This window comes from Tunturiibacter psychrotolerans (assembly GCF_051013365.1).
Classification (GTDB): domain Bacteria; phylum Acidobacteriota; class Terriglobia; order Terriglobales; family Acidobacteriaceae; genus Edaphobacter; species Edaphobacter psychrotolerans_A.
Genome location: NZ_CP132941.1, coordinates 3,563,662 through 3,578,704 on the forward strand (window position 1 = coordinate 3,563,662; position 15,043 = coordinate 3,578,704).

13 protein-coding genes are annotated in these 15,043 nt (G+C 59.7%); 5 read left to right on the forward strand and 8 right to left on the reverse strand.

The features are described from left to right. Window positions 1-2: 2 nt before the first annotated feature. Together RBB76_RS14845 and RBB76_RS14850 are read right to left on the reverse strand one after the other, a co-directional pair. On the reverse strand, window positions 3-707 hold the full coding sequence (locus RBB76_RS14845; RefSeq protein ID WP_429630139.1) for a lytic transglycosylase domain-containing protein: 705 nt from the start codon (window positions 705-707) through the stop codon (window positions 3-5). Between the two features lie 64 nt (window positions 708-771). Continuing rightward, entirely contained in the window at window positions 772-1,749 is a 978-nt protein-coding gene (locus RBB76_RS14850; RefSeq protein WP_429630137.1) for an HAD-IIB family hydrolase, read from the reverse strand. A 145-nt stretch (window positions 1,750-1,894) separates the two neighbouring features. On the opposite strand from RBB76_RS14850, the gene RBB76_RS14855 reads away from it, so the two are divergent. Continuing rightward, window positions 1,895-2,260, forward strand: coding sequence for a hypothetical protein (locus tag RBB76_RS14855; RefSeq protein WP_429630135.1), 366 nt, complete (start codon window positions 1,895-1,897; stop codon window positions 2,258-2,260). A gap of 171 nt (window positions 2,261-2,431) precedes the next feature. Continuing rightward, complete coding sequence (locus tag RBB76_RS14860) at window positions 2,432-3,694, forward strand: threonine synthase (protein WP_429630133.1); 1,263 nt, start codon at window positions 2,432-2,434, stop codon at window positions 3,692-3,694. 66 nt (window positions 3,695-3,760) lie between these two features. Here the strand turns inward: RBB76_RS14860 and RBB76_RS14865 are convergent, their stop codons facing one another. The 3 genes from RBB76_RS14865 to RBB76_RS14875 all read right to left on the reverse strand — a co-directional run bounded on the left by RBB76_RS14865 (window position 3,761) and on the right by RBB76_RS14875 (window position 5,879). Further along, window positions 3,761-4,324 carry a hydrolase gene (locus RBB76_RS14865; RefSeq protein ID WP_429630131.1) on the reverse strand — a complete coding sequence of 188 codons (564 nt, stop codon included), beginning with the start codon at window positions 4,322-4,324 and terminating at the stop codon, window positions 3,761-3,763. 155 nt (window positions 4,325-4,479) lie between these two features. Further along, entirely contained in the window at window positions 4,480-4,842 is a 363-nt protein-coding gene (locus RBB76_RS14870) for an STAS domain-containing protein (RefSeq protein ID WP_429630129.1), read from the reverse strand. Window positions 4,843-4,901: 59 nt separating this feature from the next. Further along, a complete protein-coding gene (locus tag RBB76_RS14875; RefSeq protein WP_429630127.1) occupies window positions 4,902-5,879 on the reverse strand; it encodes a zinc-dependent alcohol dehydrogenase family protein in 978 nt (325 codons plus the stop codon). Between the two features lie 740 nt (window positions 5,880-6,619). On the opposite strand from RBB76_RS14875, the gene RBB76_RS14880 reads away from it, so the two are divergent. Next, the gene (locus RBB76_RS14880; RefSeq protein WP_429630125.1) at window positions 6,620-8,005 is read left to right on the forward strand and encodes an MATE family efflux transporter; all 1,386 of its coding nucleotides are present in this window, start codon (window positions 6,620-6,622) and stop codon (window positions 8,003-8,005) included. Window positions 8,006-8,020: 15 nt separating this feature from the next. Here the strand turns inward: RBB76_RS14880 and RBB76_RS14885 are convergent, their stop codons facing one another. Together RBB76_RS14885 and RBB76_RS14890 are read right to left on the reverse strand one after the other, a co-directional pair. Next, a complete protein-coding gene (locus RBB76_RS14885) occupies window positions 8,021-8,935 on the reverse strand; it encodes a DMT family transporter (RefSeq protein ID WP_429630123.1) in 915 nt (304 codons plus the stop codon). Window positions 8,936-9,015: 80 nt separating this feature from the next. Beyond that, window positions 9,016-11,067, reverse strand: a complete 2,052-nt coding sequence (locus RBB76_RS14890) for a M13 family metallopeptidase (RefSeq protein ID WP_433963434.1) — start codon at window positions 11,065-11,067, stop codon at window positions 9,016-9,018. Between the two features lie 239 nt (window positions 11,068-11,306). On the opposite strand from RBB76_RS14890, the gene RBB76_RS14895 reads away from it, so the two are divergent. Then, window positions 11,307-13,070 carry a hypothetical protein gene (locus tag RBB76_RS14895; RefSeq protein WP_429630119.1) on the forward strand — a complete coding sequence of 588 codons (1,764 nt, stop codon included), beginning with the start codon at window positions 11,307-11,309 and terminating at the stop codon, window positions 13,068-13,070. Window positions 13,071-13,220: 150 nt separating this feature from the next. Here the strand turns inward: RBB76_RS14895 and rpsT are convergent, their stop codons facing one another. Beyond that, window positions 13,221-13,499, reverse strand: a complete 279-nt coding sequence (gene rpsT / locus RBB76_RS14900) for a 30S ribosomal protein S20 (RefSeq protein WP_179585465.1) — start codon at window positions 13,497-13,499, stop codon at window positions 13,221-13,223. A 467-nt stretch (window positions 13,500-13,966) separates the two neighbouring features. Between rpsT and RBB76_RS14905 the strand changes: the two genes are divergently transcribed. Further along, the gene (locus RBB76_RS14905; RefSeq protein WP_429630117.1) at window positions 13,967-15,004 is read left to right on the forward strand and encodes a PhoH family protein; all 1,038 of its coding nucleotides are present in this window, start codon (window positions 13,967-13,969) and stop codon (window positions 15,002-15,004) included. The last annotated feature ends 39 nt before the right edge of the window (window positions 15,005-15,043 follow it).

Here is a 15,043-nt window from a genome sequence, read left to right on the forward strand (position 1 = left end):
TCTTATCGTGCCTGGGCAACCATCGCCATCTGCTTCCGGCGATTAAACTCGCGAATCACCCGCGCCACATACGCCCGAGTCTCGCGAAACGGAGGCACCCCGTGGTATTTATCCACCGCGCCCGGCCCAGCGTTATAAGCCGCCAGCGCCAGCGCCACATTGTCGTGATACCGCGTCAGCATCAAATCCAAATACGCCGTCCCGCCCGAGATATTCTGCTCCGGCCGAAACGCATCTTCCACACCCATCGCACTCGCGGTCCCAGGCATCAGCTGCATCAGCCCCTGCGCGCCAGTCCTTGAAACTGCTCTTACCTGCCCACCACTCTCAGCCCTCACCACGCTTGCCAACAGATCCTCATCGATGTTGTGCGCCGCGCCCGCATGTGCCAACATCTCATGCATCTCCTCTTTCGTAGGCACGGTCATCAGCGTCACAGCAGACGGCGCCTTCACCTCCGCCACCGGCTCCGGCAGATCCGCGACCATCTCCACCCGAACCACCGAATCCGCCGCGACATCCATATAGTTCGAACCCGCGGCAGTCCCTGCCTTTTCCGCAAAATAGAGACGGACCTTATCCCCAACCGCCTCTCGCCGAACGCAATCCAGCTCAAATCCATTCTTCAGCGTCACGTGCTCTGCCGCGCGCGCCAACGGGCACACCGCCGCGATCACCGTGCTCAACACAAACGCTTTAATCCACATTGCCACCTTCAAAGCCTACCACCCCGATCCACCATCGACCCAACTTTGAACTCCCACGATCGGGTCATCCAAGCCCGCCCCCCAGCATCCTCTCAATCACCTCCGCCACTCCATCCTCATAATGCCGCCGCCCCATCCTCCACCCTCTGTCCCCCGCCAACGCCTTCAGATCCTCCGGAGCGTTCCCCATCAACACCGCATGCCCCGCAACCTCCAGCATCGAAACATCATTCCAGTTGTCCCCAATCGCCAGGATCTCCTCTGCCTTCACCCCTCGCTTCTCCGCCAACCGCAGCAGCGCCGACCCCTTACTGCAGCCCGCCGGCAAAATATCCACCATGCTCAAATCCCGCTCCGGATACTCCGTCCGATGCAGCGCCGCCTCCGCCCCCGCAGCCCGCTCCTGCGGAGTAATCCCGCCCCGGGCCAGGCCAATATTCTCCAGCCGCCGCACCTCGTCCTTCCTAAGCGGCGAAACCCCCACAGCCGACACCCCTGGATGCTCCAACAGCCTCGCCTCCGCCCTTCGCATCCGCTCGATCGTTCCACACAACAACATCGAGATCGGCGCCTCCCCCTCCAGCGCATCTTCAATCGGCACCACGCATTCGATATATGGCTTATTCGCCGCCACCCATTTGGTGATGCTGGTATTCAACTCTGCCAGGTGCTCCACCACCAGCGCCCCACGCACATCCTCGCCATCGTCCGTCACCTTATCGAAGGTCACCACCAGCGCATTGCGAAACTCCTGCACATGCCCACACAGCCACCGCGCCGTCTCCAACGGCAGCAACGTCCTGTCCAGCAACTTCGCCCCAATCGTCCGCGTCACCGCGCCGTTCGAGCTGATCAGAGCGTCCTCCTCCCGCAAACCCAGCCCCCTCAGCACACGCATCGCATACGGGTGCCGCCGCCCGGTAGCCACCACCACCGTCATCCCGGCCTGCTCTGCTGCCTTGATTGCGGCCAGATTTCGCTCGCTCACCAGCCCATTCGGCCCAACGAGCGTTCCGTCCATGTCCACTGCTATTAAACGCATGCCCACCTCAATTTCCCTGAATATTCTCTCATCTTCCCTGTATAAGTATCCATAACCTATTCAATATCTGCCATTTACGAGAAATTCACGTGACATTCATGGGCCTCTAAGCCACACTGGTAACAGGCACCACAAAGGCTTGTGTATGTTTCACAAAAATGTACTAACCTCCCTTGGGAGCGTCTCACCGCAACAAATTCCAGATTCTTCTCCCCAAACCTCCAACCAGCCCTCCAATCGAATTGCGCTGGTGCCGCCTGGCAGCGGAGCTCCGTCCCAAGCAAAACCCTCTCCGCTCTTGGACTTCATCTCCATCGCAGCCCCGCGCTGTTCTTCGTTCTTTGCCGAAGCCGCGGTGCTGGTCCTCGTCCTGGCCCTGCTCGACAGGTTCATGCTCAAGGGCCGCATGGAGCTCAACTGGGTCATCAGCGCCTTCGCCATCAGCGTCGCGCTCCTCGCGGCCAGCATCTTGACGGACTTCTCGTCCCGTCGCTGGCTCAAACGACACTAAGGACGCCCTGCGCGGGCATCGGTCACTTCGTGACATGTATAACCGGCTTCGCCCTGACGCGACCAACGGGAGCGCCGACCGAAGGGGTATACCCGTCACGAAGTGACCGCGCCGCGCGTAGCGGTCCCGGCCGGAAGGCCACCAGAAAGGTTTTACGGTAGCATCTAATATATGGCCGTTATTGCTTCGCTCGAGTGCGCTCGTTGCCACCATCACGTCTCTGCCGAAACTCCACAAACTCTCTGCCCCCTCTGCGCCGGCTCTCTCTACGTCCGTTACGACATGGACAAGCTCCGCCAGACCGCAAAGCGTGAAGACATCGCCGCCCGCGCAGCCGCCTCTCCCAGAAGCCTCGGCATGTGGCGCTACTCCAGCGTCCTGCCCGACGTCGCTCCCGTCACTCTCGGCGAAGGCTGGACCCCCATGCTCCACAGCAAGCGGTACCCCGGCCTCTACATCAAGGAAGAGGGAGCCAACCCCACCGGCACCTTCAAAGCACGCGGCCTAGGCCTCGCCGTCACGATGGCGAAACACTACGGCCTGCAGCATCTCGCCGTCCCCTCCGCAGGCAACGCCGCTGGAGCACTCGCCGCCTACGCCGCCGCCGCCGACATCAAGGCCCACATCTTCATGCCGCAGGACGTCCCCTTCGCCAACTACCTCGAAGGCATCATCTACGGCGCCGACGTCACCATGGTCGACGGCCTCATCTCCGACTGCGCCCGCATGGTCGCCGAAAACATCAAGGCCCAGCGCGACGCCAACACCCCGGCCAATCAGATCTGGTTCGACATCTCCACCCTCAAGGAGCCCTTCCGCGTAGAAGGCAAAAAAACCATGGGCTACGAACTGGTCGAACAACTAGGCTGGCAATATCCCGACGCTGTCTTCTATCCCACCGGCGGCGGCGTAGGCCTCATCGGCATGTGGAAGGCCTTCGAAGAGATGGAGCAGCTAGGCTGGATCGAGAAGGGAAGCAAGCGCCCAAAGATGTACGCCCTCCAGGCCAGCGGTTGCGCACCCGTAGCCAAAGCCTTCGACGAAGGCAAGCCCGCCAGCGAGTTCTTCCAGAACGCCGCCACCTTCGCCGCAGGCCTCCGCGTGCCCAAACCCTACGGCGACGCCATCATCCTCGACATCGTTCGCCAATCCGGCGGCGCAGCCCTCGCCTTCACCGACGAGCAGATCCTGGCCAGCATCCTCGACTACGCCAAACACGAAGGCATCTTCCTCTCCCCCGAAGGCGCAGCCGCCACCGCAGCCTACGACGCTCTCCTCGCCACCGGCGACCTCAAGCCAACCGACAAGGTCGTTCTCTTCAACACCGGCGCCGGCCTCAAGTACACCGATATGACCGCCGAAGCCATGCACCTCAAGCGCCCCGGCATCCTCCCCAAGAGCATGCCCGTAGGCGGCATCATCACCCCACAATAGCCGCTGGAAATAAGAAAGCCTGCGCCTCATAAGAGGTGCAGGCTTTCGCATTGCTCCAGCCCTTACCTACCCAAAAGCCTTCACAATCTGTTCCACGCTACGCACCCGTCCCATTCGCGGAAAAACATTCTTAATCGGAAACTCGTGCACCTCCGCGCTCACGCTCGACATCGCATCCTCCGCAAACACCACCTCATAACCATGATCGAACGCCGCACGCGCGGTCGACTCCACCCCAAAGTTTGTAGCAATCCCGCCAATCACAATCGTCTTGATCCCGCGCCGTCTCAGGTGCTGCTCAAGATCTGTCCCATGGAACGCACCCCACGACCGCTTCTTCACCACCAGATCTTCCGGCTGCACGCCAGCCTCTGGAACGAACTCGGTAGCATTAGGCGGAGGCGTACCATGCATCAAAGGCGCATCCACAGGCAACTGCAGCATCTCCGGAATCAGCACCTTCACAAAGACAACCGTCGCGCCTTTCTGCCGAAAAGTCTTCGCCAGCCCAGCGCCCCGGCTCACCACATCAGCCGAGCTATACGGCGCCAGCTTCATCGCAGTAATGCCATGCTCAAGATCGATCAGCACCAGCGCGGTTGTCTTCGGGTCAAGAACGAAATCACTCACAAAGCCCTCCTTGGTATCTCTTGGAGAAAGAGATGCCCAAAGGCGATCTGACGTTCAGCCCAAATCAAAAAACAGTTTGATCAGACTCGATGGTCCTTGCCATTGATGTGAGTGTCGGTAAAGCAGATCCGAACAGGCAGATCCGAAATAGAACGCTACAGACTAGCCTCAGCCGCCTCAACATTGGGGAAGGTCTTCAGAACTTTATGCACCTTCGTCATCTCCAGCAGCGACAAAATCCGCTCATTCGCCCCCGCCAGCAGCAGCTTCCGTCCATGGCTTTCGGCCGACACGTAGTAGTTCATCAACAGCCCCAGCCCAGCCGAATCCATATACGGACTCTCGCTCAGATCCACAATCATCACCTGCGGCGTATGGCTGCGAAACTCGTTCTGAAACCCGAAGATCGTAGACAGGGTCAGCGGTCCCTCGAGCTTCAGGATCGTCGTCCCCTCGCTCTTTCCGGGCACAAAACTATGAGTCAAAGGTTGATCAAGCATAGTTGAAAGTGTAGGCAAGCCTCCCCGGCCATAGATTACAGCCGTGTAAATCCTGCGAAGGCCACTCCCCGGAAACGTCAGAGCTCAACCACCACCTTACCCACAGCTCCCGACTCCACCGCCGCAAAGGCTTCACCAAGATCCGCCGCGGTAAACCGTCGTTCGTTCATCAGTGGTCTCAGCTTGTCGCCCTCTGCCAGCGCAGCCGCTTCGCTCAGAATCTCACCGTGATGCGCCTGCCCCAGCCCGGTCAGTAGCGGCGTCAGGGTAAACACCCCCGAGTACGTCGCGCTACGAAACGATAGCGGAGCCAGCGAGTGCGTGCTCCATCCCAGGCAACTCACTACATGGCCCGTATACCGCTTCACCGCAACAAACGAAGCATCGATCGTGGCGCCTCCCACCGTGTCGTAGACCACGTCGAACCCTGCACCTCCCGTATACCTCTCCACATACTGGTCCGTTGAAAGCGCACGATAGTCGATCGCCGTTACGCCAAACTCCTCAACGACCTTCCGCTTCTCCTCAGAAACCGTAGCGAACACATCTGCCCCAAGTGCCTTCGCCAACTGCACCGCCACATGCCCCACTCCACCCGCACCCGCATGCACCAGCACCTTCTGTCCCGCATGCACCTTCGCGTGATCGACCAACCCCTCCCACGCCGTGATCGTAATCAATGGCAGCGCCGCAGCCTCGCGCATCGAAAGCGACTCAGGCTTCAAAGCAACCAGATCCTCATTCGCGACCACATACTCAGCCAGCGTCCCTTGCAGTCCACCCACGCCGCCCACCATGCCATACACCGCATCGCCCGGCCGGAACGCCGTCACTCCCGAACCCACCTGTTCGACCATCCCGGCCATATCCAGACCAAGCACCGCAGGCAGCGGCTGCTTCGCATGAGGCGCCTTCCCCGCACGAATCTTCGTATCCAGCGGATTCACGCAACTCGCGTGTACACGCACCAGCACCTGACCTGCGGAGGGAACAGGGCAGGGAAGATCCACCAGAGTAAAACCTGCATCAGGACGTTCGACCACATAAGCGCGCATAGCGTTTCTCTCTCATTCATTGCAAATTTTGTTAAGACTTGGTGGGTGCCAGTTACATCACCGATGGGCGGGCTTGCTTCAATCTCACAGAGTCTCTATCAGTCGGACGCAAACACAAGGGTCCCGATAGCTGGAAAATCTCTCTCCACACTCACTGCAACATAACGCACACAAATAGTTACGGTTCGATGTCAATCTATAGAAACGGCCCGGAAACAGCAAAGGGAGAATTGGTCTTTTGATTGCACCGCTTTCGAGTGCAATCCAATTGCCACAACCGCCATCCCGTGGCTCATCGTTCGTTCGGGACTAGGTTGGCAGGCATGACAGGCAGCTTTCAACTGACGACTTATCCAGGTACAGCAAGCCATCTGGATCTAAAAGAAGGGCCGTCCTCGGGAGGGACGGCTTTTCCTTCCCGACACTATCTTCAGCCAAAAGCTGTCAAGCCCCAAACCCACGAATCCCCGCGCCAGACAAGCACATTCGCGTGGCGTATGAGTTTCCCTCAACCAGCTATACTGGTAAAAGACGTAAAACAGGACCCCGGCACGAATCCGGGGTCTCTGTTTTTTACGACATCGTCCGGGCCGCGTAACCTGCACAAAACAAGTATTTTAGGTGCAACCCTTTTGCAATGAATATTTTGCAGGCAGTGTCCCCGTCGATCTTCAAGATAGCAAACAGCTTACGTACAAAATACCCCGCGAAGGGGGAGGGGGAGGGGTCTCAAAACCAAAATGTCTATCCGCCAGCAAATCCGGCCCGTGCTCACGCTCGCCCTCCCGCTCATCCTCGCTGAACTCGGTTGGATGTCCATGGGCATCGTAGACACCGTCATGGTCGGACACATGGCCAACCCCGCTCTCGCCATCTCCTCCGCCGCGCTGGGCCAGGTCCTCTATAACACCATCGCCTTCGGCATCGCCGGCATCCTCCTCGGCCTGGACACCTACCTCTCCCAGTCCCACGGTGCCGGCCACTTCGACGAGGCCAACCGCTGGCTCCTGCACGGCCTCATCCTCGCCGCCGGTCTCGCTCTCACCCTCATCCTCATCGTCTTCTGCGCTCCCAACCTCATGATGCGCCTGCCCATCGACCACGCCGTCATCACTGGCTCGGTCTCTTTCCTGGGCGCTCTCAACTACGGCACACCGGCACTCTTCCTCTACTTCACCCTCCGCCGCTACCTCCAGGCCTTCAACCACGTCCGCCCCATCGCCGCCGCCCTGGTCACGGCAAACCTCATCAACGTCTTCGGCAACTGGCTCCTCATCTATGGACACTCCTGGGGTCCCATCCACATCCCCGCTCTGGGAGTTACCGGCTCCGGCCTGTCCACCTCCTTCTCCCGCTGCTATCTCGCACTCTTCATGGTCATCTCACTCTGGCGTATCGAGCGCCGCCACCACTACGGCCTCCGCAGCATGTCTCGCCACTTCGAACCCCGCCGCATCCATCGTCTGGCCCTCCTCGGAGCCCCCGCCGGCGCTCAAATCTTTGTCGAAATCTCCATCTTCGCCACCGTCACCTTCCTCATCGGCTTCCTGGGCCGGCTCCCGCTTGCCGGACACGAGATCGCACTCAACTGCGCCAGCTTCACCTTCATGGTCCCCTTCGCCATCTCCGCCGCCGCAGCAGTCCGGGTAGGGCAGGGCATCGGGCGCAAAGCCCCCGAGGAAGCTGCCTCCGCCGGCTGGGCCGCAATCCTCCTCGGCGCGTGCGTCATGGCCTGCTTCTCCGCCGTCCTGCTGCTCTTTCCCCGAGCCATCGCCAGCAGCTTCACCACCGACAGCGGCGTCATCACCGCAGCCGTTCCCCTACTCCTCGTCGCAGCCGTCTTCCAATTCTTCGACGGCCTCCAGATCACCGCCACCGGCTCCCTCCGCGGCGCAGGCAACACTCACGCAGGGCTCCTCGTCCACATCATCGGCTACTGGATCATCGGTCTCCCCATCGGCTACTTCTTCGGCTTCCACCTGCACTACGGAGCCGTCGGTCTCTGGATGGGCCTATGCGTCGGTCTCATGGTGGCGGGCACCACCCTCACCCTCATCTGGAGACACACCACCAAAAAACTCGAAGCGTCGAAGTTCACCCAAGAGCCCCTTACCACCAACAACTAGCGCGACGCACCTCGCTCAACCAGCCAACGCCATATCCTCGGGCACCCTGGTCTTCGACCGCGTCGTCAACGTAACCGCCGAAGCAAGAATCAACCCCCCACCAACCCACGCGCTAGGCCCCAACTGCTCCCCCAACACCAGCACCCCCAGCAGACTCCCAATCAACGGCTCCATATTCAACAAAACCCCAGCCTGCGACGCCGGAACCTGCGTCATCCCCCAGTTCCAGAGCAACGTAGTCGTAGCCGTACAAAGAACTCCACTTCCCGCCAGCGCCAGCCACGCCTTCACCGACACCCCCGCCACCGGCGGCATCCCATAACGAACCGGCACCCAAACCATCAGCATCAAGGTCCCCAGCAGCAACCCATACGCCGTCACCACAATATGCGAGTGCCGCCCCATCAACTGCTTATTGAAAAGAATCCAGAACAACGCAATCATCAGCGAAACCACCACCAGCGAATCTCCAGCCAGCGTCGCCCCGCCCTTCGCATGCCCACCCAGTGCGATCAGCGCCGCACCGCCAGTCGAACCCGCCAGCGCCACCCACCCCACCCCATCCATCCGCTCATGCGCAAACACTGCCGCCCCCACCGCAAGAATCACCGGCATCGTCCCCACCATCAACGCAGCATGACTCACCGTAGTAATCGACAGCGCATAAAACTGAATCAAAAACTGCAGCGGCACCCCGAGAAACGAAGCCACCAGCAACACCCCCCACTCCCGGCGATTCAACCCCGGACGATGCGTCACCAGCAGCGGCAACAACACCACCATCGCAAACAGAAAGCGGTACAGCACCATATGCGCGAAGCTCATCTCCGCCAGCGCAATCTTTCCGAAGAAAAACCCGCACCCCCACAACGAACTAGCCAGCGCACACGCCCCGAACCCCAGCGCCCGTCTTTTCTCTAAAACCGCCATCCTTCCACTCTCGCACACTTAAAAGCGAACGGGAGAGAAAGCCGAAGCCTCCCTCCCGCAGCACTTCCGAACCTAACCGCTTACCAGACGCGGCAGCTCTTCACCGGCACCATCGGAGCCCCCTGCTTGCAGCCAAACGCCGCCGCAAATCCAGGCTGATTCACAATCGCGCCATTCGCGCGGAAGTGATCCGGCGAATGAGGATCGGTCAACACCTGCGTCCGCGTCTGTTCCGGCCGCGCGTTCTCGCACCAGTTCTGCGCATAGCCGATGTAGAACCGCTGCGGCGCGGTGTATCCATCCTTCTTCGCCGCCAGGTCCACACCTTCCTTCTTCGCGCGATCGAGATAAGCCATATAAGCAAGCAGCAAGCCGCCATTGTCCGCAGTATTCTCGCCCAACGTCAGCTTGCCATTCACCTTCACATCGTCAACGGCGACAAAGCTGCCATACTCCTGCTCCAGGCAGTCCGTCCGAGCCACGAAGTTCTTCGTGTCCTCCGCCGTCCACCAGTCGCTCAGGTTGCCCTTGCCGTCAAATTTCTTCCCCTCGTCATCGAAACCATGAGTCAGCTCATGCCCAATCACCGCGCCGATATGCCCGTAGTTCGTCGCATCATCCTGCTTCGGATCGTAGAACGCAGGCTGCAGTATTCCAGCAGGGAAGTTGATCGTATTCTGGCTATCGTCATAGTCCGCATTCACCGTCGGTGGCGTCATATCCCATTCAAAAATATTGACAGGCTGCCCGATCTTCGCCAGTTGCCGATCGTTCTCAAATGCATCGGCACGTCGCGAATTCCCCAGCGCGTCATCTGGCTTAATCTCCAGCTTGGAGTAATCTCGCCACTTGTCCGGATAGCCGATCTTATTCGTCACTTCGTGCAGCTTCTCCTTTGCACGCACCTTCGTCGCAGCCGACATCCACTCGAGCTGGTCGATATCCCGTCCCATCGCCGCTTCGATATCAGCCACCATCTCCGTCATCTTCGCCTTACTGTCTCCAGCGAAGTACTGCTCCACATAAACCTTGCCCAAAGCCTCGCCCAGCGCGCCATTCACCGAGCTCGAGCAGCGCTTCCAACGAGCCGCCTGCTCCGGCTGTCCATTCAACTTGCGTCCGTAAAAATCAAAGTTCTCCGCATCGAATCTCTTCGGCAATCTGCCCGCATAAGTCGTCAATACCTGATATCGCAGGTACGCCTTCAGCGTCTCCAGGTTCGTCGCATCGATCTCCTTCATCAGTGCAGGAAAGAAGTCCGGAGTCGAGTTGTTAATCTCAGTGACCTTCGGCGAGTGCACCTCACTCTGGAATTCGTCGAACTTGAAACCCGGCATCGTGGTCTGGAAGGTCGAAATCGGTTGCAGATGGTAAGTCTTCTCCGGATCACGCATGTCGGTCACGCCCAGCGAAGCCTTTGCCAGTGCTGTCTCGAACGTCATGATTCCCTGCGCATCCTTCTTCGCCTTCTCCGGCGAACTCCCCGCCAGCTCCAGCATCTTCGCCACATGCGCGACATATTGCTCTCGCAGCTCTACGTCCTTCGCTCCTGTGCGCAGGTAGTAGTCCTTCTCCGGCATCCCAAGGCCGCCCTGCTGCGCAAACGCAATCTGTTTCGTGGCGTCCTTGAAGTCCTGCTGTTCTCCATACCCGAAGAACGCGTTCACGCTGATCCGCTGCAGCTTCCCAATCAGCGGCGGCAGCTCAGCCTTGCTCTTCACGGCATCAATCTCGCTCAGCAGAGGCTCAATCGGCGCAATTCCCTTGGCTTCGATCGCGTCCGTATCCATGCACGCTTTGTAGAAGTCCCCAATCTTCTGCTCATCCGGCGACCGTCCCGCTCCGCCAGCAGCCGCCTTATTCAAAATCCCATTCAGCGACTGAGTATTCACGTTATACAGCGCATAAAACTGATCCACGCCAGCTTGATCTGCCGGAATCGGATGGTTCGCCGCAAACTTCCCGCAGGCAAACTTGTAAAAGTCATTGCAGGGATCTGCTGAAACATCCAGCGAGGTCGCATCGAAGCCCGGGATCGGCAAATAGACCTCCGCTGGCTTGCCGCTGTCGTTCACCAGCTTGATCTGCTGTGCGAATCCCGCACTCCAGGCTCCAGCCGTTACCGATGCCATCAATACACCCAGTCCAAGCCGTCCTCTCGTTCTGCCAGGCACTCCCAAAGTCCATGCGTTCAACATTTCGTCTTCCTTTTCTCGGAGAATTTCTGAAGCCTTTGTATCACCGATCCAACGTCGGGCCATTATTTGCGCAACATCGCCTGCATACATTGGCAACGCTCGCGCGTCTGTGAAACCATTACTCGAGCGCTTTCGGTGAGCAGAGATACGCGTCCACTCCCATGACGGTTCCCATGAAGTTTTCTAGACCTCTCATTTCGACGTTTCGCCACCGCCTCCCGCTCATGGGCGCTCTTCTTTTTTTCCTCGCTCCAACCCTCTTCGCCGCCCGCGGCCCCGAGCCTTCTCTTCGCCTCCCCTTGGACCAGTTCGGATTCCAGGCCCTGTCCCAGCAGTTCCTCCTCGCAGGCAGCTCCATGTTGACCATCCACTACGTCGACAACGAGCATCTTTTGCTCACCTTCAGCGCTCGCCACCTGCTCACGCGGCTGCCCGACGAGCCAGAGGACGACATGGACCGCACCATCGACGCCGTCCTGATCGAACTCCCCTCCGGCCACGCCCTCGCCCGCACCACTTGGCGCACGCACGACCACGGCCAGTATCTGTGGAGCCTTGGCCACGGTCACTTCCTCCTGCGCATACGCGATACCCTCACTACCTTCGCTCCCCTCGCCAACCTCTCCAGCGGCAAGGCCTTTGCTGAGCAGCCATTTCTCTCCACCGAAAATCGACGCATCGCCGCCGTCATCCTGTCCCCGGATGCCGACCTGCTCACTGTGGAAACCATCAAACGAACGCCCACTCCACCCAAACCGAAGACTCCCCTCTTCGGCCCCACACCCATCGAACCGGCCCCCGAACACCCCGTCGTCCAAGTCAACTTCTATCGTCTGCAACCACCCGCCGAGCCCGGCGCACCCATCAAAGCCGAATACGCCGGTATCGCGCGATCGAGAGCCGTCGGCGGAGCTCCCATCACGGTCGCCGGCTATCTCGACACCGTCGACCAGGGTCGTCAACACTACGCCTTCGACTTCCACTCCTACACCGGCAAGGTCGACGAGCTCTCTCCCTTCGACTCCACCTGCCGCCCCTATCCCCTCTTCGTCAGCCATAGCGAATTCATCGTCTTCGGCTGCCGTAACGCCCACACCGTTGGCGCTATGGGCGGCTTCAACATGCGCGGCCAGGAGATGTGGGAGCAAGGCCTGTTCGGCGACTTCATCGCTCCATCGCTCGTCTACGCGCCATCCAGCGGCCGCTTCGCCCTCAGCCGGGTTCTCCTGCACAACTCCGTGGTAGCCGATCAGCCCATCGTCCCGGAGGAGATCTCATCGCAAACCGTCGTCGTCTATCAAACCGACAGCGGCAAGCAGATCCTGCACGTCGACTGCTCCCCCATCGAGCGTGCAGGCCAAAACTTCGCCCTCTCCCCCGACGGCCTCTCCTTCGCGCTCATCCACGCCGACGCCATTGAGATCTATCGTCTTCCGCCCCTCACCTCCAAGGAGGAGAATGCGGTCAAACTAGCCCAGACATCCGCCCCTCCCGCGAACGATCTCCCGGTTCAATTCGCCAACCAGCCCACCCTTTCTGACGAAGAGGCAGACTCCACCGTTCAACCCGAAGCCCAGCCCGACAACGCCGTAGTCACCCCCAACGCGGCCCCCGACTCCACCGGCCAAACCTCCCAACCCCGGACCCACGCCAACGCCCCGACCTCCAACGACCTCGATCAGGCAGCCTCCGAACCTGCCGAACATCCCGATCAGGTCACCACCAAACCGTCGGGCCAACCCGCTCAAGCTGCCGCCCCACCCTCCAGCCAACCCGCCCAGGCTCCCGCACAATCCGCAGACAACCCTCAAACCACCGGCACTGCTCAGTCTTCCGGTGACCCAGCCCCCGAGGCGCACCGCAAGCCTCCCACTCTCTACACCCTTCCAACCGATAAACCCTCAGACAAACCCGCAGACCCAAACCAGCCGCAATAGAACCGGCGCGCATAGTCCACGACAAACAGAAAAGGCCGGCCGCGGTCTCCCGCGAACCAGCCCTTTTCACAATTCTGCTTTCTTGTTGTCATCCCTGCAGGGGATCTGCTGTTGTGATCGCGTCTACAACGTCAGCGCAAGCAACTAAAATTAAGCAGCCTTCTTCGGAGCAACAGCCTTCACACGCGCATTCAGACGGCTCTTGTAGCGGCTCGCGGTGTTCTTATGCAGAACGCCCTTCTGAACGCTCTTGTCCAGAATCGACGCGGTCTCACGGTACTGGGTGGTGGCCGCGGCGTGGTCGCCCTTGGCGATCGACTCGCGCAGAAGGCGCAGGGTTCCGCGCAGCTTGCTCTTGTTCGAGCGGTTCACCGCGGTCTTGGCTACGGTCTGACGTGCGCGCTTCAACGACGAAACATGATTTGCCATAAACTCTCTTCTCTCAACCCGTACATTTGTAGGGGAAAATGGGATGCAGGCTAGAGGCCAGCCGACTCTGCTTCCAGTCCAGCCTTGAGCAGCGCTAAACAAGCCTGCCGCACTCCCTGCAATATCTAAGTCTACGGAAACCCAGCCTTCCGGTCAACCGTCTTTCACCCGAAAATACGGCTTCTAACCCACCAAAAGCATCCAATCCGTATAAAAATGCTGGTGCCACGATCCCATCTCGGCTCTCCTTCAAAATCAATTCATCATTTGCCCCTTGACGCCATCTCCACGACGTTCTACTCTTTGCCCATCTTCGACACTAGATTGGCACCTTTCGCCATCCCGGTCGCAGTAAAAGGGCGCAGCAAATGCGCCACCAGCCAGTGCCCGCTCATCCCCCCTAAAACTCCCAAGTCAACCGGCCATGCACCCAACCCAGCTCCCCCTGACGGAGGTCAGCACACTACTTGATCAAAAAATCCCTGGAAATCACGCCTGGCATTGAGCCCCTGTACGGGACCCACGACGAAAACCTCCGCATCCTCGAGGACAAACTCAACGTCACGATCGATCTCCGCTCCGACGCTATCCACGTTACCGGCGAAGCCACCAACGTTGCCCGCGTCGAACAAGTCTTCAACGACTTCGACACCCTCCGAAAGTCCGGCATCAATCTCCACAACGGCGAACTCCACGGCATGCTCAAACTCGTCGTCGCCGACCCCACCATCACCCTCAAATCACTCGTCGAGACCGGCAAGCAGCGCTCTGCCGGCGTCAAGCGCATGGTTCAGCCACGCTCGCCCAACCAGCGCAAGTACGTCGAAGCCATCGAGCAGTACGACATGACCTTCGGCCTCGGCCCCGCCGGCACCGGAAAAACCTACCTCGCCGTCGCCATGGCCGTCAGCGCCCTCATGGCGAAAAAAGTCAGCCGCATCATCCTGGTCCGTCCCGCAGTCGAAGCCGGCGAACGCCTCGGCTTCCTCCCCGGCTCCCTCCAGGAAAAAGTCGACCCCTACCTCCGCCCCCTCTATGACGCCCTCTACGACCTCCTCGACCCCATCAAGGTCGATAAGCTCCTCGAGTCCAACGTCATCGAGGTCGCCCCTCTCGCCTTCATGCGCGGCCGCACCCTCTCCGACGCCTTCATCATCATGGACGAAGCCCAGAACACCACCATGGAACAGATGAAGATGTTCGTAACCCGTCTTGGCAACAACTCCAAGGCCGTCATCACCGGCGACCTCACCCAAACTGACCTGCCCAACCCCAAGAAGTCCGGCCTACTCGAAGCTCTCCACGTCCTCGACGGCGTAGAAGGCATTCGCTTCTGCCACTTCGAAGACGTCGACGTAGTCCGCCACCAGCTCGTTCAGCGCATCGTCCGGGCCTACGACAGCTACGGCAAGGCCCAGCAGCAGCTTCCGCTCCCCATCGGCGAAACTGCCCTGCCCGACCCCAACGTCATCCAGGCTGCCAAACCCATACCAAAACCTCAATGAACACAAGCAATCTGCGATAATCAAGGACAGGGGGCGCAC